Origin of the sequence: Bradyrhizobium sp. HKCCYLRH1034, from assembly GCF_051168375.1 — a bacterium.
Classification (GTDB): domain Bacteria; phylum Pseudomonadota; class Alphaproteobacteria; order Rhizobiales; family Xanthobacteraceae; genus Bradyrhizobium.
Genome location: NZ_JBNPUW010000014.1, coordinates 56,886 through 75,549 on the forward strand (window position 1 = coordinate 56,886; position 18,664 = coordinate 75,549).

General features: G+C 64.6%; 17 protein-coding genes. 5 read left to right on the top strand and 12 right to left on the bottom strand.

Translation table 11 applies throughout. The features are described 5' to 3' along the window. Positions 1-119: 119 nt before the first annotated feature. From ACQR0W_RS27340 to ACQR0W_RS27350, 3 genes are all read right to left on the bottom strand, one after another. A complete protein-coding gene (locus ACQR0W_RS27340) occupies positions 120-776 on the bottom strand; it encodes a glutathione S-transferase family protein (RefSeq protein WP_316171974.1) in 657 nt (218 codons plus the stop codon). Continuing rightward, entirely contained in the window at positions 776-1,945 is a 1,170-nt protein-coding gene (locus ACQR0W_RS27345; RefSeq protein WP_316171973.1) for an acyl-CoA dehydrogenase family protein, read from the bottom strand. The genes ACQR0W_RS27340 and ACQR0W_RS27345 overlap by 1 nt, the downstream gene beginning before the upstream one ends. Before the next feature lie 214 nt (positions 1,946-2,159). Further along, positions 2,160-3,299 (bottom strand): acyl-CoA dehydrogenase family protein, encoded by a 1,140-nt coding sequence (locus tag ACQR0W_RS27350; protein WP_316171972.1) that lies wholly within the window; start codon positions 3,297-3,299, stop codon positions 2,160-2,162. A 269-nt stretch (positions 3,300-3,568) separates the two neighbouring features. On the opposite strand from ACQR0W_RS27350, the gene ACQR0W_RS27355 reads away from it, so the two are divergent. Next, on the top strand, positions 3,569-4,801 hold the full coding sequence (locus ACQR0W_RS27355; protein ID WP_316171971.1) for an ABC transporter substrate-binding protein: 1,233 nt from the start codon (positions 3,569-3,571) through the stop codon (positions 4,799-4,801). 1,153 nt (positions 4,802-5,954) lie between these two features. Here the strand turns inward: ACQR0W_RS27355 and ACQR0W_RS27360 are convergent. Next, a complete protein-coding gene (locus tag ACQR0W_RS27360) occupies positions 5,955-6,728 on the bottom strand; it encodes a helix-turn-helix domain-containing protein (protein ID WP_315717055.1) in 774 nt (257 codons plus the stop codon). 67 nt (positions 6,729-6,795) lie between these two features. Next, entirely contained in the window at positions 6,796-6,996 is a 201-nt protein-coding gene (locus ACQR0W_RS27365) for a hypothetical protein (RefSeq protein ID WP_315813924.1), read from the bottom strand. Here ACQR0W_RS27365 and ACQR0W_RS27370 point away from each other — a divergent pair. From ACQR0W_RS27370 to ACQR0W_RS27385, 4 genes are all read left to right on the top strand, one after another. Continuing rightward, the gene (locus ACQR0W_RS27370; RefSeq protein ID WP_316169875.1) at positions 6,929-9,196 is read left to right on the top strand and encodes a marine proteobacterial sortase target protein; all 2,268 of its coding nucleotides are present in this window, start codon (positions 6,929-6,931) and stop codon (positions 9,194-9,196) included. The two genes, ACQR0W_RS27365 and ACQR0W_RS27370, sit on opposite strands and share 68 nt — an antisense overlap. Positions 9,197-9,296: 100 nt before the next feature. Continuing rightward, on the top strand, positions 9,297-9,866 hold the full coding sequence (locus tag ACQR0W_RS27375) for a class GN sortase (protein WP_316169876.1): 570 nt from the start codon (positions 9,297-9,299) through the stop codon (positions 9,864-9,866). Positions 9,867-9,979: 113 nt separating this feature from the next. Continuing rightward, positions 9,980-10,696: a DUF1614 domain-containing protein gene (locus ACQR0W_RS27380; protein ID WP_316165663.1), complete on the top strand. Its 717-nt coding sequence runs from the start codon at positions 9,980-9,982 to the stop codon at positions 10,694-10,696. 56 nt (positions 10,697-10,752) lie between these two features. Further along, positions 10,753-11,577 carry an MlaD family protein gene (locus ACQR0W_RS27385; RefSeq protein ID WP_315717051.1) on the top strand — a complete coding sequence of 275 codons (825 nt, stop codon included), beginning with the start codon at positions 10,753-10,755 and terminating at the stop codon, positions 11,575-11,577. A 29-nt stretch (positions 11,578-11,606) separates the two neighbouring features. Here the strand turns inward: ACQR0W_RS27385 and ACQR0W_RS27390 are convergent, their stop codons facing one another. The 7 genes from ACQR0W_RS27390 to urtA form a co-directional block, all read right to left on the bottom strand. Next, a complete protein-coding gene (locus ACQR0W_RS27390; protein ID WP_316169877.1) occupies positions 11,607-11,948 on the bottom strand; it encodes an FmdB family zinc ribbon protein in 342 nt (113 codons plus the stop codon). Between the two features lie 98 nt (positions 11,949-12,046). After that, positions 12,047-13,276 carry a formamidase gene (gene fmdA, locus ACQR0W_RS27395; RefSeq protein WP_315827910.1) on the bottom strand — a complete coding sequence of 410 codons (1,230 nt, stop codon included), beginning with the start codon at positions 13,274-13,276 and terminating at the stop codon, positions 12,047-12,049. Positions 13,277-13,312: 36 nt separating this feature from the next. Continuing rightward, positions 13,313-14,002: an urea ABC transporter ATP-binding subunit UrtE gene (gene urtE / locus ACQR0W_RS27400; RefSeq protein ID WP_315751136.1), complete on the bottom strand. Its 690-nt coding sequence runs from the start codon at positions 14,000-14,002 to the stop codon at positions 13,313-13,315. A gap of 204 nt (positions 14,003-14,206) precedes the next feature. After that, on the bottom strand, positions 14,207-14,962 hold the full coding sequence (gene urtD / locus ACQR0W_RS27405) for an urea ABC transporter ATP-binding protein UrtD (protein ID WP_315751135.1): 756 nt from the start codon (positions 14,960-14,962) through the stop codon (positions 14,207-14,209). Positions 14,963-14,972: 10 nt separating this feature from the next. Beyond that, positions 14,973-16,112: an urea ABC transporter permease subunit UrtC gene (gene urtC, locus ACQR0W_RS27410; RefSeq protein WP_315751134.1), complete on the bottom strand. Its 1,140-nt coding sequence runs from the start codon at positions 16,110-16,112 to the stop codon at positions 14,973-14,975. 39 nt (positions 16,113-16,151) lie between these two features. Next, positions 16,152-17,078, bottom strand: a complete 927-nt coding sequence (urtB, locus tag ACQR0W_RS27415) for an urea ABC transporter permease subunit UrtB (RefSeq protein WP_315751133.1) — start codon at positions 17,076-17,078, stop codon at positions 16,152-16,154. Between the two features lie 241 nt (positions 17,079-17,319). Then, positions 17,320-18,582, bottom strand: a complete 1,263-nt coding sequence (gene urtA / locus ACQR0W_RS27420) for an urea ABC transporter substrate-binding protein (protein ID WP_315750826.1) — start codon at positions 18,580-18,582, stop codon at positions 17,320-17,322. Positions 18,583-18,664 lie beyond the last annotated feature (82 nt).

Genomic DNA, 18,664 nt, shown 5'->3' on the forward strand with positions numbered 1-18,664 from the left:
AATTCGCGCCCCTGTCATCGGCGACGATTGCCGATTTTTGTCGCGGTTAACTCACCGATCCGAGATGATCGTCATTCCGAGGCGCGCGTGAGCATCGCCCCGGAATGACGTGCCCAAAGCTACGGCCTTACCCGCGGCTCGATGCCCTGCTCCACGCCCGCACGCTGCTCGGCGGCGCGTGCCCGCTGATAGCCCTCGCGCTGCTGCAATCGCACCCAATAGGCAGCCACATTCGGCCCAAAATCCTTGGCGAGCCCAAGCGTGTCTGCGAGACGCAATGCATAGCCGATCACGATGTCGGCCGCGGTGAAACGACCCCCGCACAAGAACTCGGCATTCGCGGTCGCTGCCTCCACGGCGCGCAGCCGTCCCAGGAACCACTTGGCATAATCCGTGGCGACCTGCGGCGAGCGACGCTCCTCCGGCTCGAGCTGAGTGTATCGCAATACCAGCGTCTGCGGGAACGTCAGCGTGGCGTCGGAGAAATACATCCAGTTCAGGAACGCGCCGTAGTCCTTTTCCTCAGGCCCGACCATCAGCAGCGTCGGGCCGTGCTTGATGCCGAGATAATGGCAGATGCCCGAGGACTCCGTCATCTTCGTCTCGCCGTCGATCATGAACGGGATCGTGCCGAGCGGATTGATCGCCAGATACTCCTTCGCCAGCACCCGCGGCGGGAACGGCAGCATCTTCAACTCGTAGTTAAGTCGAAGTTCTTCCAGCATCCACAACGGGCGAAACGAGCGGGCGCCGTCGCAATGATACAGCGTGATCATCAGGCGCTCCCGGCTTTGCCGGTGCCGGGCAAAGTCCCCATCATCTTGCACAGGATGGTCAACATGACCTCGTCGGCGCCGCCACCGATCGAGCTCAGGCGCGAATCGCGATAGGCGCGACTGACCGGGGTCTCGTTCATGAAGCCCATGCCGCCCCAATATTGCAGGCAGGCGTCGGTGAGCTCGCGGCCGAGCCGGCCGGTCTTGAGCTTCACCATGGTCGCGAGCCGCGTCACGTCCTCGCCGGCGATCAGCGCCTCCGCGGCCTGGTAGGTCAGCGCGCGCAGCAGCTCGACCTCGGTCTGCATTTCCGCGAGCTTGAAATGGACGACCTGGTTGTCGAGGATCGAGCGACCGAAGGCCTTGCGGTTGCGCGTGTACTCGATGGTCGCGTTGATGATGGACTCATGCGCCTTCAGGCAGGCGGCGCCCGCCCACAGTCGCTCCTCCTGGAACTGCATCATCTGATAAGTAAAACCCTGCCCCTCCTCGCCGATGCGGTTGCGCTTGGGCACCCGGACGTTGTCGAAGAAGATCTGCGCGGTATCCGACGAGCGCATGCCCATCTTGTCGAGCTTGCGCGCGACCTGCACGCCCTTGCTCTTCATCGGCACGCAGATCAGCGACTTGTTGCGATGGACAGATCCGTCGCTGGTGTTGGCGAGCAGGCAGATGAAATCGGCCTGGGTGCCGTTGGTGATCCACATCTTGCCGCCATTGATGACGTAGTCGTCGCCATCGCCGCGGGCCTGGGTCTTGATCGAGGCGACATCGGAGCCCGCGCCGGGCTCGGAGACGCCGATGCAGGCGACGTAGTCGCCTGAGATCGCGGGCGCCAGGAACTCCTTGCGCACCTCGTCGGAGCCGAACCGCGCCAGCGCCGGCGTCGCCATGTCGGTCTGCACGCCGATCGCCATCGGGATCGCGCCGCAATTGATGGCGCCGAGCTCTTCCGCCATCATCAGCGCGTAGGAATAGTCCAGCCCCTGGCCGCCGAACTCGACCGGCTTGTTGAGGCCGAGAAAGCCGAGGTCACCGAGCTTCTTGAACAGCTCATGCGCGGGGAAGATGCCGGCTTCCTCCCATTCGTCGACGTGAGGATTGATCTCGGCGGCGATGAACTTCTGCAGGATGCGGCGCGGTTCGTCGTGGTCGGCGGAGAAGAGCATGTTTCATTCCCTGTCATTCCGGAGCGATCGCGAGCGACCGAACCGGGAATCTCGATATGGTCTCATTTGACTGAGTCACGCTCGTCATTCCGGGGCAAGGCCGCAGGCCTTGAACCCGGAATCCAGAGATTGCTTTGCGTTCGTTGCAACAACCTCGAGATTCCGGGTTCAGCCCTGCGGGCTGCCCCGGAATGACGCGCGCGGGAGGCACGCGTCACAATCCCATCTGCCGGCTCGCCAGGTCCTTCATGATCTCCTCGGTGCCGCCGCCGATGGCGTTGACCTTGACCTCGCGATAGATCCGTTCCACGCGGACACCCCGCATGAAACCGGCGCCGCCGAAGATCTGCACGGCTTCGGAGGCGCAGTAGGCCATCGTCTGCGTCGCCTGGTTCTTCATCATGCAGATCTCGGCGACCGGATTGTCACCCTGTTCGAGCCGCCACGCCAGCATTTCCAGCATCGCCTGCGATGCCGCCACGCGCTGCGCCATGTCGACCAGCTTGTGGCGGATGACCTGGTGCTGCGCGAGCGGCTTGCCGAAGGTTTGGCGCTCCTTGGCGTAGGCAATCGCATCGTCGAGGCAGACACGGGCGTAGGCCGTGCAGCTCGCCGCCATGCCCATCCGCTCGCTGTTGAAATTGTGCATGATCAGCTTGAAGCCCTGCCCCTCCTCTCCGATCAGGTTCTCGACGGGCACGCGGCAGCCGTCGAAATGCAGGGTCGCGGTGTCCGACGCCCACCAGCCCATCTTGTCGAGCTTGGTGCGCGTCAGCCCCGGCGTGTCGCCCGGCACGAGCAGCAGACTGACGCCCGCCGGCCCCGGTCCGCCGGTGCGCACCGCGACCGTGATGTAGTCGGCCCGCATCCCGGAGGTGATGAATGTCTTCTCGCCGCTGACGACATAGTGATCGCCGTTGCGGACGGCCCGGGTCCTGAGATTGGCAACGTCTGAGCCACCGCTCGGCTCCGTGATCGCCAGCGCCGAGATCTTGCGCCCAGCCAGAATCTCCGGCAGCACGCGCGCCCTCACCTGCGGCTGCGCGGCGCGCGCGATCGGCGGCGCGCCGATCGTATGGCTCATCAGGCTGGCGCTGATGCCGCCGGCACCCGCACGCGCCAGTTCCTGCGACGACACGATCTTCATGAACTGGTCGGCCGGCACGCCGCCGAATTCCTCCGGGAAGCCGAGCCCAAGCAGGCCGATCTCCGCCGCCTTCAGATACAGCGCGCGCGGAAATTCTCCGGCCTCGTCCCACGCGCTCGCGAACGGCGCGATCTCCTTGTCGACGAAGCGCTTGATGACGTCGCGGAAGGCCTCGTGCTCGGCCGTGTAGAACGGGCTTTTCGTCATGGCGGTGCCGGGAGCATCCTGCTTCGTGCGCTTCCGAAGATGCGCCGGAAACGCCCGTATCAACTTGCGTGGAGTGGCTGACCGGCAAAATCACCTGCGGCGCGCCCGGTCGGCCCGGCCGGCCTCCCACGGCCAGCGCCTGGACGCAAGACAGTGCATTGCACACATCTGCCCACTCGTTGCCGTGAGCGGCCTTCCATGGTCGCCATCGCCGCAAGCCAAGAACAAGAACGACAATCACGAAAATTCAACCAGAGGAAGCCCAGGGAATGTTGCCGATGACGACCAGGACACTGCTCTCATTCGCGGCCGCGGCCGCCTTTTCCGTACTGGCGAGCCAGACCGCGCTTGCGCAAAAGAAATACGACACCGGCGCCACCGACACCGAGATCAGGATCGGCAACGTCGAGGCCTATAGCGGCCCGGCCTCGGCCTACGGCATCATCGGCAAGACCGAGGAGGCCTATTTCAAGATGATCAACGATCAGGGCGGCATCAACGGCCGCCGGATCAATTTCATTTCCTATGACGACGGCTACAGCCCGCCGAAGACGGTCGAGCAGGTGCGCAAGCTGATCGAGAGCGACGAGGTGTTCCTGGTGTTCAACGCGCTGGGCACGCCGACCCAGACCGCCGTGCAGAAATATCACAACGCCAAGAAGGTGCCGCAGCTGTTCCTGGCCACCGGCGCCAGCAAATGGAACGACCCGAAGGAATTCCCCTGGACCATGGGCTTCCAGCCGAGCTACCGCGTCGAGGCGCGGATCTTCGCCAAGTACATCCTCAAGGAGAAGCCGAACGCGAAGATCGCGATCTTCTATGCCAATGACGATTTCGGCAAGGACTACGTCCTCGGCATCAAGGAGGTGCTCGGCGACAAGGCCAAGACCATGGTCGTCGCCGAGGAGAGCTACGAGACCACCGAGCCATCGATCGACTCCCACATCGTCAAGCTCAAGGGCACCGGCGCCGACGTGTTCGTCAACATCTCGACGCCGAAATTCGCGGCGCAGGCGATCAAGAAGATCGCCGAGCTGGAATGGAAGCCGATGCATCTGATGACCGACGTCTCGATCTCGATCGGCGCGGTGATGAAGCCGGCCGGCCTCGAGGCGTCCGAGGGCGTGCTGTCCGCCGGCTATCTCAAGGATCCGTCGGACCCGCAGTGGAAGGACGACGAGGGCATGAAGAAGTTCATGGCCTTCATCGACAAGTACATGCCGGGCGCCAACATCTCCGACGCCAACCTCGCCTATGGCTATGCCGCGGCCCAGACCATGGTGCAGACCCTGAAACAGTGCGGCGACACTCTCACCCGCGACAATGTCATGAAGCAGGCCGCCAGCCTCAAGGACTTCGCGCCGGATACCCTGATCCCGGGCATCAAGGTCAACACCGGCCCGAACGATTTCGCCCCGATCGAGCAGCTCAAGATGATGCAGTTCAAGGGCGGCAAATGGGACCTGTTCGGCGACATCATCAGCGCGGACGTCGGGGGATAGCAGCGTCGCTGCGGCGCCTCACTCGGAATCGTCCAACGACGCGCCGCATCGCTTGAGCCCCCCTCTCTCTACGCCGACGATCGGCTCCCCTCCCCCTTGCGGGGAGGGGTTGGGGGTGGGGGTCTCCGCACTCCAAAGGCCGTGAAGGGCACAGCGCATTTCGGCGCCGCAACCACCCCCCAGAACAATTCCTTCTCATCACCCCAATACTTCGAGCGGTCTTCGTGGACCCCCACCCCCGACCCCTCCCCGCAAGGGGGAGGGGAGCAGACTGCCCGTGACGCAACATTCTGCCATCCAAAAACTTATTGCTATTTTTCCGAATCCATGATCATCTCTCGACATCCCGCCTCACCGCAGAGGGGCGTTGCGCGCGATCGTCACGACACGCGAGGCGGGGATGCGGTGGCCGCGAGAGATCGCAGCGTCTTCTCACGAGGGCGCGGACGAACGATCGCTCGCGGACGTGAAGTCGCAGCGTCCTGACACCCCGAAGCTGGTGTCCAGCGCAATGCGCGCAAGCGCATTGTCGCCATGGTGGCCAACAAGCCGGCGCACCAGGGAGACTGCGTATAAGCGTTCAACCCATCGCGCAGGGAATGCCGGCGTGCTCGGCTTTGCCTGTGGTACCTGCCGCCTGCATTCTTTTCGCAGGCGGGCCATGGGTGAGGCCTTCACCCGGCATTCCCTGCGCCCTCTGCACTTTCAGGAGGGACGAACCGGTCGCATAGCTCGGGCGTCACCCGCCGCGAGACTGTATCTTTGTGCCCCTCTTTCACAATTTCCGAGCGTTGCTGAGACCCGAATTGCTCGCAACGTTCGCGCTGTTTGAGATGTGAATCCGATCTCCCCTCCCGTCGTCCCGGACAAGCCGTGACGTGCGCCAGCACGCCGCGGCGCCGATCCGGGACCTATACGCCGCAGCAGACATGAGGGGCGAGATGCTCATGACTATCCTGCCTCAACCCACGCCCTATGGTTATGGATCACGGCGTTCGCCGGGATGACGGGGGTGCGTTGAGGCGATGCCGCCCCCCCCAACATGCTCCGTCATTGCGAGTGAAGCGAAGCAATCCAGGCTGAGTGCGAGACTCTGGATTGCTTCGTCGCTTCGCTCCTCGCAATGACGGTGGTGAGTTTTGCGCCCAACACGTCACGGCACGCCCTGCACGAACAGCGCGAACGGCTCCTCGACCGTCTTGCGCAGGTGCTCGCGATACAGCGGGTAGTGCCGGTCATCCGCGCCGAGCCGGCCGAAGCTCGGCTCATCGACATTGCGCAGCGGCAGCAGCGCGATCGGCGCGGCGATCGGTGTCAGCAGCGAGCCGCGGCCGGCGAGCAAGGTCGTGATGATGCCGTACATCTCGCCGGTAATGGTGGGACGCGACACCGTGATCAGCCGGTGCTGGCCGTGGCGGTTGGTGACGAGGTAGACGAAGCCGGACTGGTTGGGCACGGCGACCTCGCCGAACTGCGTGAACGCCGCATCGAGCCGCGCGCCCTCGCGAAACACCAGCGACGACGCCGCATCGTCCCAGACGATGTCGGTGCGGTACGCATAGACGGCGTCCTTGTCGCCGAATGACGGCCGCAAGGTGACGTAGGTGCCCTCGATCCACTCCACAGCCCGCCGCGAATAGGAGCCGAGGCTGTCGGGCGCAATGCCGCCGCTTGCGGCAGGTGCGGCGAGAGGTGCACTCGGCGGCTTGCGCAGGGACATGCCGAGCGCCTGCTCGAGCCGGACGATGGTAGCGAGCGTGAACGGGCGGCGGCCGCCGAGGGCCTTCTCCAGGGTCGAGAGGCTCAGCTTGGCCTGCTCCGCCAGCGCCTGCCGCGACATCCGGCGCCGCGCAATCTCCTCGCGGATGGTCTCCGCGACCTGCCGGCTCTGTTCGTCGGAAAGCTCGCTGTTGTCCGGTATCGACATCCTGTCCCCTGCCGCGTGGTGCGCACCTCTTCTAGCAGACGGACAAATCAGCACAAACCCGGACAGATCAGCCGCGCTCTCGACCACCACCGGACATGCGCGGGCGGGCGGCGGCCGAACAAGACCGACCATTCCGCTCGCGGCGCTGGCGCGCTGCGCTCAGTGTCGGCATGCCGAAATTGTTCGTTGCGGAGCCAATGATGAGCGAGACGATGGACCACGATATCAGAAGCAGCACCCATCCGGTCCGGTCGTGGATCGTGACCATGCTGCTATTCCTGCTGCTGCAGGCCGCCGCCGTGCTGCTGGTCGGCTTCACGGCGCTGTTTCTCAGCGTCACCCCTGGCTGGTCCGCCGAAGGGCCGCTGGCGCCGCTGACCAGGCCGGGCGATGCCCGCTCCGGGGCGCTGCTGTTCAAGAGCGACGCCGGTTACGCCGAGGCGCCGCGGCTCGGCATCGACGTCGATATCGTCGTGTCGGGGCCGACGGCGCGGGCGCGCGTGACGCAACTGTTCAAGAACACGAGTTCGCAATGGATGGAGGCGGTCTATGTCTATCCGCTGCCGCCGGACAGCGCGGTGGACTCGCTGAAGATGCTCGTCGGCGACCGCGTCGTGGTCGGCGACATCAAGCCGCGCGAACAGGCCAAGGTGATCTACGAGCAGGCCAAGCGCGACGGCAAGACCGCGGCGCTGACCGAGCAGGAGCGGCCGAACATCTTCACCAACTCGCTCGCCAATATCGGCCCCGGCGAAACCGTGCTGGTGCAGATCGAATATCAGCAGCCGGTGGCGCAGGCGGCCGGCGAATTCTCGCTGCGGGTGCCGCTGGTCGTCGCGCCGCGCTACAATCCGGCGCCGATCGTGCAGAGCGTCGATTTGCGCCCTGATAGCAACGGCTGGGGCGCCGCTGCGAACGATCCGGTACCGGACCGCAAACGCATCTCCCCGGAGGTGCTCGATCCGGCCAAGAATGATCCGGTCAATCCAACCAGGATCGCGGTGCGGCTGCAGGCCGGCTTTGCGCTCGGCGAGGTCAAGAGCCACCATCACCAGGTGACGATCGACAGCCTCGATGCGAAGACGCGAGTCGTCACCCTGGCCGAGGGCGTGGTGCCGGCCGACCGCGACTTCGAGCTGACCTGGAAGCCGGCCGCTGCGACGATGCCGTCGGTCGGGCTGTTTCACGAGCAGGTTGGCGACGCCGACTATCTGCTCGCCTTCGTCACGCCGCCGGCGGTGGCTGCAACGGCGCAGCGCCCGCAGCCGCGCGACGTCATCTTCGTGATCGACAATTCCGGCTCGATGGGCGGCACCTCGATCCGCCAGGCCAAGGCCAGCCTGCTCTATGCGCTGGGACGGCTGCAGCCGAACGATCGCTTCAACGTGATCCGCTTCGACGACACCATGACGGTGCTCTTCCCCGCCTCGGTGCCGGCCGATGCCGAGCATGTCGGCAGCGCCACCAGCTTCGTGAGTTCGCTGGACGCGCGCGGCGGCACCGAGATGGTGCCGGCGATGCGCGCGGCGCTGACCGATGATGGCAGCGACGGCGACCGCGTGCGACAGGTGGTATTCCTCACCGATGGCGCCATCGGCAACGAGCAGCAGCTATTCGAGACCATTACCGCAATGCGCGGCCGCTCGCGCATCTTCATGGTCGGCATCGGCTCGGCGCCGAACACCTATCTGATGACCCGCGCCTCAGAGCTTGGCCGCGGCGCCTTCACCCATATCGGCTCGGTCGAGCAGGTCGAGGGGCGCATGCGCGATCTCTTCGCCAAGCTCGAGAACCCGATCGTGACCGGGCTCAGCGCGAGCTTCTCGGAAGCCTCCGCCGATCTCACGCCAGCCGTGCTGCCGGACGTCTATCGCAACGAGCCGCTCGTGCTCGCCGCCAAGATCGACCGTCTCGCCGGATCGCTGCAGCTCAAGGGCCGCATCGGCGACCAGCCATGGACCATCACGTTGCCGCTGTCCGGCGCCGCCGAGGGCAAGGGCCTCTCAAAGCTGTGGGCGCGGCGCAAGATCGGCGACGCCGAGGTGGCCAGGACCATGCGGCAGATGACGCCGGAGGAAGCCGACGGCGCCATTCTCAAGCTGGCGCTGGAGCATCAGTTGGTGACGCGCCTGACCAGCCTCGTCGCCGTCGACAAGACGCCGCGCCGTCCCGACGGCGAGCCGCTGAGGCTCGCCGAGTTGCCGATCAACCTGCCGGCCGGCTGGGACTTCGAGAAGGTGTTCGGCGAGCACGGCCGGGTGCCGGCAATGCAGAACGAGCGCCGCGCTGAGGCCGACGGCGACGTCCAGCTCGCCGCGGTGAAGCGACCGGTGGTGCCAGCGTCGCCCGCGACGATCACCCTGCCGAAGACGGCGACCGATGCCGAGCTGAGCATGCTGCTCGGGTTGGGCGTGCTGATGCTCGAACTGATCTGGCTGGTCGCGATCAGGCGGCGAGTTGCCAACTAAGGAGCACGTCATTGCGAGCGAAACGAAGCAATCCAGGGCTCAGGACCCGACTCTGGATTGCTCCGTCGCTTCGCTCCTCGCAATGACGGGAGGAGAGACAATGCCCCGCTTCCTCATCCCTCTCGCGATAGCACTGATCGGCGTCATCCTGTTCGGCCACGGCGCCTTCATCCACGCCAAGGCCGTTCTCGCGCAAGCGCTGCTCGACCGCGCGTTCGGCCAAACCATCGCTACAGGCCATCCGGTGAAGCCGTGGTCCTGGGCCGACACCGTCCCGGTGGCGCGCATCGAAGTGAAGCGCCTCGGCGTCTCCACCATCGCGCTGGCCGGCTCCAGCGGCCAGGCGCTAGCCTTCGGTGCCGGCCATGTCGAAGGCAGCGCCGAGCCGGGCGAGCCGGGCGTCGTGGTGTACTCCGCGCACCGCGACACGCATTTCCGCTTCCTGCGCGACATCAAAATCGGCGACGAGATCGACATCGTCAGGCGTGACGGCAAGACGTTCCGCTATCGCGCCGACGCCGCCCGTGTGGTGCGCTTCGATGCCTCGGGGATCGATCCAGGGACCGACAGCGCCGAACTGGTGCTGTCGACCTGCTGGCCATTCGACGCCCTGACACAGGGGCCGGAGCGTTATGTGCTGCACGCCACAATGATCGCTGCGGGCGAATGAACACGAGCATGGCCGCTCTTGGGAACCAGGCGACGAATGCCCATTTGTCACCCTGCCGCTCCCGTGGGATGATCCCACGGGCTCAGCAAGGCTCACACCCAAGCGCTTCCGACATGCATTCCCAGGTCCAGTATCTGCCAATCACGCCGGCCTTCTTCGCCATCTTGGTGCTGGCGTTCGGCGTCCTGATCGTCCTGATCCAGCTCGGCATCCTGCGCTACGCCTACATGAAGCTCGGCGTCAGCTCGGGCACCGCGATGCTGCTGCTGTTCGGCTCGCTGGTCGGCAGCTATTTCAACATTCCGATCACCATGCTGCCCGGGCAGGTCGCGCGCTCCGGCGAGATCATCGACTTTTTCGGCATGCAATATGTCGTGCCGCTGGTGCATCAATGGCCCGGCACGCTGCTCGCTGTGAATGTCGGCGGCGCCGTGATCCCGACAATCATGTCGACCTATCTCATGCTGCGCTACCAGCTCTGGCTGCGCGCCGCGATCGCGGTGCTGGTGATCGCCGTGATCATCCACGCGATGGCGACGCCGGTGCAGGGCGTCGGCATCGCCGTGCCGGTGTTCGCGCCGGTTGTCGTGACCGCGATCCTGGCGTTCCTGCTGTCGCGCGAATATGCCGCGCCGCTGGCCTATATCGGCGGCTCGATGGGCACGCTGGTCGGCGCCGACCTGATGAACCTCGACAAGATCGGCAGCCTTGGCGCGCCCGTGGCCTCGATCGGCGGTGCCGGGACGTTCGATGGCATTTTTCTCACCGGTATCCTGGCGGTGCTGCTGGCCGGCCTCGCCGCGCCCTCCCGGCCGGGCCTTGCGCGCTGAGCTTTCAACCGGGAGACATAGCGGCTAAAATCGAGCGAGACAGCAGTGGGCACGGAATGCGCGCGATCAATCTCATCGTGGGAACCCTGACGATCGCGGCCGTCGCGGCCGGGATCAGCGGCGTCCTGATCAAGCAGAAGCATCGCCTTGCCGAGCAGCGCAGCATGATGCGCGTCGTGTTCGACGGCGGCTCGGCGGCGGGCCTGCGCAAGGGCGGGCCGGTGAATTTCGACGGCGTGCAGGCCGGGCAGATCCTGTCGATCAATCTGGAAAGCCCGCGCAAGATCGTTGCCATGATCACGCTCGACAAGTCCGCGCCGATCCGCAAGGACACCACCGCCGGCATCGAGTTCCAGGGCCTGACCGGCATCGCCGCGATCTCGCTGGTCGGCGGCGCGCCGACGGCGCCGCCGGTGCCGCTCGATCGCGACGGCGTGCCGGTGCTGACGGCCGATCTCAAGGACCAGGAGACGATGGTCGAGACGGTGCACAACATCGACAAATACGTCGTCAGCAATGCGCCGGCCATCAAGGAGGCGCTACAGAGCTTCGAGAGCGAGACCGCCTCGCTGCAGGCCAAGACCGCGGCGTTCGATTCCGCGATCGACAAGGCCGAGGACATCTTCAAGGGCTTCGACACGCTCGTGACCAAGATCGACGGCGCCATTCCCGGATTTGCCGACGGCAATCCCGGCCAGCTGTTCGACCAGATCAAGTCGATGCGCGAGCTGGTCGACGGCTTCAAGCGCAAATCTGCCAAGGTGATCGACGACAGCCGCAAGACGCTGGTCGACATCAGCGACGGCGCCAATGCGATGACCGTCAAGTTCGGCGGCCAGCCGGCGGGTCCGGGTCCGCGCCGCGTGCCGGCGTCACGCTGAGGGGCGGACGCGCCGCCCCTCGCGTTCGTTCAGTGGCTGATCATCCAGGGCCGCGCCGTCGGAAAGCCCTTGGCGCCGCTCCTGGTCTTGGTCATCAGCCGCGGCGATTTCTTAGGCCCGCAGCAGCCGCAGCCTGCACCGTGTTTGGCCTTGTACTCGGCCACCGTCTGCGGCGCGTGACGGCTGCGCTCGTTGGTGGCATGCGCCGTGCGCCGCTCCGCCGGCATGCAGGCGAAGGCGGGCGCGGTGAGGATCACGCGCGGCGCCATGTCCTGGCATTGCGGACAGACCTGCGGATCATCACATTCCGCCATCGGACGCATGTCCGTGAACGGACCGCATGCATCACAGAGATATTCATAGACCGGCATCGTCTCGTCTCCTGCGCAACAATCGTCATCAACTCACGCGCGGCGGATGCGGGGCGACGAATACGCTGCCGTCCCGCACCCATCGCGCAGGGAGACCGTTATTTGTCCGGCGAGATCGGCATCTGGATGTCGCCCTTGATGTGCTTGATCGGACCCGCCGACGACGGCATCACGTCGAAGTCGAAGATCTCGGTCGGCAGCCACAAGGTGGCGCAGGCGTTGGGCACGTCGACCACGCCGGAGATGTGGCCCTGCACCGGCGCGGTGCCGAGGATCGAATAGGCCTGGGCGCCGGAGTAGCCGAACTTCTTCAGGTACTCGATGGCGTTGAGACACGCCTGGCGATAGGCGATGTGGACGTCCAGATAGTGCTGCTTGCCGGTCTCATCGACCGAGATGCCCTCGAAGATCAGGTAGTCGCGATAATTGGGCGTGATCGGCGACGGCTTGAAGATCGGGTTCTTGATGCCGTACTTCGCCACACCATCCTTGATGACGTCGACCTTGATGTGCAGCCAGCCCGCCATCTCGATGGCGCCGCAGAAGGTGATCTCACCGTCGCCCTGGCTGAAGTGCAGGTCGCCCATCGAGAGGCCGCCGCCGGGCACGTAGACCGGGAAGTAGATCTTCGAGCCGCGCGACAGGTCCTTGATGTCGCAATTGCCGCCATGCTCGCGCGGCGGCACGGTGCGGGCGCCCTCGGCGCCGATCTTGGCCTTGACGTCGCCCTTGGCCTGGCCGGCATGCGCGGTCGGCGCGAACGGCGGGTTGGCGAGACCGGGCACACGGGTCGGGTTGGTGGCGATCAGCGCATTCTCACGCTCGTTCCAGGTCGCGAGCAGCTTCGGATCGGGCAGACAGCCGATCAGGCCGGGATGGATGAGGCCAGCGAAGTTCACGCCGGGCACGTGGCGCGACGAGGTGTAGAGGCCCTTGATGTCCCAGATCGACTTCTGCGCCAGCGGGAAATGGTCGGTCAGGAAGCCGCCGCCGTTCTGCTTGGAGAAGAAGCCGTTGAAGCCCCACAGGCTCTCCTTCAGCGGACCGACATCGAGCAGGTCGACGACCAGGAGGTCGCCCGGCTCGGCGCCCTTGACACCGATCGGGCCCGACAGGAAGTGCACGATCGACAAATCGATGTCGCGCACGTCGTCGGCGGAGTCGTTGTTCTTGATGAAGCCGCCGGTCCAGTCATAGGTCTCGATGATGAAGTCGTCACCCGGATTGACCCACTCCACCATCGGAATGTCCGGGTGCCAGCGGTTGTGGACCTTGTCGTTCTCGTAGGCCGATTTGGTCAGATCGACCTTGATCAGTGTGTCAGGCATCAGAAGCTCCCCTTGTTACTTGCTTGCACGGAGTGGTTAGACGGACAGATATTTCGAGACCTGCGCAGCATCGACCTGGTCGCGCGGATCGTCGCGGACGATCTCGCCGTTCTCGATCACCAGCACGCGGTCGGCGATGTCGAGCGCAAAGCTCAGCACCTGCTCGGAGACGACGATCGACAACCCCTTCTCGTCGCGGATGCGCTTCAGGGTGCGCGCCATCTCCTTGATGATCGACGGCTGGATGCCCTCGGTCGGCTCGTCGAGCAGCAGCACCTTCGGCTTGGTGGCGAGCGCGCGCGCGATCGCGAGCTGCTGCTGCTGGCCGCCGGAGAGATTGCCGCCACGGCGTCCCTTCATCTCGAGCAGCACCGGGAACAGCTCGTAGATGTCGCCGGGCACCTCGGACCCGCCGGACACGACGAGCCCGGTCTCGATGTTCTCCTTCACCGTCATGGTCGAGAAGATCATGCGGCCCTGCGGCACGTAAGCGAGGCCCTTGGCGACACGCTCATAGCTCTTCAGGCTTGCGAGCTCGGCGCCGTCCATCGCGATCGAACCGCTCTTGGCCGGCAGGATGCCCATCAGCGACTTCATCAGCGTGGTCTTGCCCATGCCGTTGCGCCCCATGATCGCAACGATCTCGTTGGGCGCGACCTTGACGTTCAGGCCATGCAGCACCTCGCTCTGGCCATAGGCGACATGGAGATCGGAGATTGCGAGCATCGGATATCTTCCTATGCAAGAGGGAGTGAGACGGCCGATCGAGCGGCATTGGCACTAAGCTCCCTCCCCCCTTGTGGGGGAGGGTTGGGGAGGGGGGGGCTCCGGGCGAGACTGCCCGTGTGGACCCCCACCCCCGACCCCTCCCCGCAAGGGGGAGGGGGGGCGCAGCGAGGGTGTGGATCGAGCGATTTCCCGAGCATCGGCTCAGTGCCCCAGATAGACTTCGACGACCTTGGGGTCGTTCTTGACCCGCTCCATCGTGCCCTCGGACAGGATCTGGCCCTGGTGCAGCACGGTGACCTTGTGAGCAATGTCCTCGACGAACTTCATGTCGTGCTCGATGACGAGCACCGAGCGGTCCTTGATGATGCGATTCAGCAGCTCGGCGGTCTTGGCGCGCTCGCTGACGCTCATGCCGGCGACGGGCTCGTCGAGCATCAGAAGGTCCGGGTTCTGGATCAGCAGCATGCCGATCTCGAGCCACTGCTTCTGACCGTGGCTGAGCACGGCCGCCGAGGTCTTGAGACGATCCTTGAGGAAGATCATCTCGGCGACCTCCTCGACGCGATCCTTGACTGCGGCGTCACGCTGGAAAGTCAGCGAGCCGAAAACGGTGCGACCGCGCGGAAACGAGATCTCGAGATTCTCGAACACGGTGAGATCCTCGAACACCGACGGCGTCTGGAACTTGCGGCCGACGCCGGCCTTGACGATCTCGTTCTCGCGCAGCTTCGTCAGCTCCTTGCCGCGGAACTGGATCGAGCCCGAGGTCGCCTTGGTCTTTCCGCAGATCAGGTCGAGCACAGTGGTCTTGCCTGCGCCGTTCGGGCCGATGATCACGCGGATCTCGTTCTCCTCGACATAGAAGGAGAGATCGTTGACCGCCTTGAAGCCGTCGAACGACACGGTGAGCGCTTCGACCGCGAGCAGGAATTCCTTGGGCTGATGACCGATGAGCATCGCTGTGTCCTCACTCTGCGGGGGCGCCGTTGGCGACGAGGCCGCCATTGCCGGATTTCTTGGTGCGGGAGGCCAGTAGCTTGTCGATGCGCGGCTGCACGTAGTCGCCCCAGATGCCGGCGAGGCCGTTTGGGAAAGCGAGGACGACGGCGATGAACAGCGCTCCCAGGCCAAACAGCCAGAGCTGCGGGAACGTCTCCGAGAGGCTGGTCTTGGCAAAGTTGACGAGGAGCGAGCCGTAGACCGCGCCGAAGATCGAGAGCCGGCCGCCGACCGCGGTGTAGATCACCATCTCGATCGACGGCACGATGCCGACAAAGGACGGCGACATGAAGCCGACTTCCAAGGTGAACAGCGCGCCGCCGACTGCGGCGAACACGGCGGCCGCGCAGAAAGCAAAGATCTTGAAATTGGCGACGCTGTAGCCTGAGAAGCGGACCCGGTCCTCCTGCTCACGCATCGCCACCAGGATGCGGCCGAGCTTGGTCAGCCGGATGAACTGGGCGACGAGGATCGCTGCGAACAGGAAGAACACCTCGACGAAGTAGAGGATGTACTTGGCGTGGTCGGTGCGGATGTCCCAGCCGTGCAGCGTGCGCAGGTCGGTGATGCCGTTGATGCCGCCGGTGTAACCCTGCTGTCCCACGATCAGGATCGTCATGATCGCCGCGATCGCCTGGGTGATGATTGCGAAGTACACGCCGCCGACCCGCCGCTTGAACATCGCAGCGCCGATGATGAAGGCGAAGATCGCCGGCACCAGGATGATCGCGGCGAGCGCGAACGGGAAACTCTGGAACGGCTTCCAGAAGAACGGCAGCTGCGTCAGCTGATTCCAATCCATGAAGTCCGGAATGCCCGGCGTCGACTGGATCTTGGTGTTGGCGACGCTGGAGGCTTCCAGCTTGAGGAACATCGCCATGCAGTAGCCGCCAAGGCCGAAGAACACGCCCTGCCCGAGGCTGAGAATGCCGCCATAGCCCCAGCACAGCACCAGGCCGATCGCGACGAAGGAATACGTCAGATACTTCGCGACGAGGTTGAGGCGGAAGATGTCGAGTGCCAGCGGCAGGATGACGACGAGCAGCAGCAGCAGCGAAGCGAAGCCGATGAGCTCGGAGCGGTTGAAGAAGCGCGTGTTGATGATCATGACCGTGCCTTCTGATTCCCTATTCCCTGCGCGTTTCGGCTACTTGCGGACCTTCAGGGCAAACAGCCCCTGGGGGCGCAGCATCAGGATCGCGACGATCGCCAACAGCGTGAGCACCTTGGCCATCGAGCCGGACATGAAGAACTCCATGGTCGACTGCGCCTGGGAGATGGTGAAGGCCGATGCGATGGTACCGAGCAGGCTGGCGGCGCCGCCGAACACGACGACCAGGAACGTATCGACGATGTAGAGCTGTCCGGCGGTCGGACCGGTCGAGCCGATCATGGTGAAGGCGGAGCCGGCGACCCCGGCGATGCCGCAGCCGAGGCCGAAGGTGTAGCGGTCGACTTTCTCGGTGTTGATGCCGACGGCGCCCGCCATGACGCGGTTCTGCACCACAGCGCGCACCTGCTTGCCCCAGCGCGACAGGAACAGCACGTAGGCCACGACGATCGTGATCAGGATGGTCAAGCACATCACGAACATGCCGTTGATTGGGATCTGGATGGCGTCGGTCGCCTGCCAAGAGCCCATCATCCAATCCGGCAACTCGACGCCGACCTCGCGCGCGCCGAACACGGAACGATAGGCCTGCTGCAGGATCAGGCTGAGACCCCAGGTGGCGAGCAGCGTGTCGAGTGGCCGCCTGTAGAGACGGCGGATCATCGCCCACTCGACCAGCATGCCGAGGGATCCGGAGGCGATGAAGGCGAAGATCATCGCGACGAAGAAGGAGCCAGGAAACAACGAGGGCAGGAAATGCTGGAAGGCGTTCGACGTCATCCAGGTGACGTAGGCGCCGAGGATCATGAACTCGCCATGCGCCATGTTGATGACGCCCATCTGGCCGAAGATGATGGCAAGCCCCAGCGCCATCAGCACATAGACCGAAAACAGGATGAGGCCCGCGAAGCCCTGCATCGCGAAGATGGCCCCGAGGTCGCCGATGGAATAGTCACCGAACATGATCCGTCCTCTCGTGATGCCCTGCTGCAAAATGGATCGGCGCCGGCACAGTGTGTCCGCAGCCAAGATCGCTCCCTCCCCCCTTGTGGGGGAGGGCTAGGGAGGGGGGCCTCCGCGCCGAGCTGCGGGTGGGGTACCCCCCCTCCCCAGCCCTCCCCCACAAGGGGGGAGGGAGCGCACTTCCCGCGCAGCAGCATCAGCGATCTCATTCGCCTGTTGCTATGAGACGCGACAGATCAGCTCACTGGTAGCCCTTCGGAAACGGATCGGGCTCGACCAAGTCGGCGGTCTCGTAGATCAGCTCATACTGACCATCCGCCTTGGCGCGGCCGACGCGGGTCTTGGACCAGAGATGGTGGTTCTCGTGGATCCGAACGTAGCCTTCCGGCGCGCCCTTGAACTCGATGCCAGGCGAGGCGGCGGCGACCTTGTCGATGTCGAAGCTGCCGGCCTTTTCCACCGTCAGCTTCCACAGCCACGGACCGAGGTAAGCGGCTTGCGTCACGTCGCCGATGACGGTCTTCTCGCCCCACATCTTCTTGAATTCGGCGACGAAGGCCTTGTTGTTCGGATTGTCGAGCGACTGGAAGTACTTCATGCAGGCGTAGGCGCCCGCGATGTTCTCGCCGCCGATGCCGTCGATTTCGTCCTCGGTCACGGAGATGGTGAGCAGCGTCTGCTTCGACATGTCGATGCCGGCCGCCTTGAGCTGCTTGTAGAACGCGACGTTGGAGCCGCCGACGATGATCGCGTAGATCACGTCCGGCTTGGTCAGCTTGATCTTGTTGATGACCGAATTGAACTGGGTGTGGCCGAGCGGGAAGTATTCCTCGCCGACGACCTTGCAGCCCTGCAGATGGCCCTCGATGTGCTTGCGCGCGATCTTGTTCGAGGTGCGCGGCCAGATGTAGTCGGAGCCGAGCAGATAGAAGGTCTTCGCGCCCTTGGTCTTGTTGACCCAGTCGAGGCCGGCGATGATCTGCTGGGTGGCTTCCTGGCCGGTGTAGATGACGTTCTTGGACTGCTCGAGGCCTTCGTAGAAGGTCGGGTAGTACAGCATGCCGTTGTACTGCTCGAACACCGGCAGCACCGCCTTGCGCGAGGCAGAGGTCCAGCAGCCCATCACGGCGGCGCATTTGTCGTTGACCAGCAGCTTCTTCGCCTTCTCGGCGAAGGTCGGCCAGTCGGACGCGCCGTCTTCCTGGATGTACTTGATCTTGCGGCCGAGCACACCGCCCGCGGCATTGATCTGCTCGATCGCGAGCTTCTCGGCCTGCACTGACCCGGTCTCGGAGATCGCCATGGTGCCTGTGACCGAATGCAGAATACCGACGGTGACTTCGCTATCCGTGACTGCAAGGCCGGTGGTGTTGACAGCGGAGGTTGCGGGGCCGGCGCCGAAGGACGGCCGCGGCATCATGGCCAGCGCCGGGATCGCGGCCATTCCCATCAGCAATTGGCGCCGAAGCGGCGACTTCAGGCCCTTTTTCGTTTCGTCTGACATGAGCACCCCATTCATTTGGTTCGAGGACACGCGTTGGGTCAGACGAAGGATGGCGCGCTTTGTGCAACGCACGGATACGCAA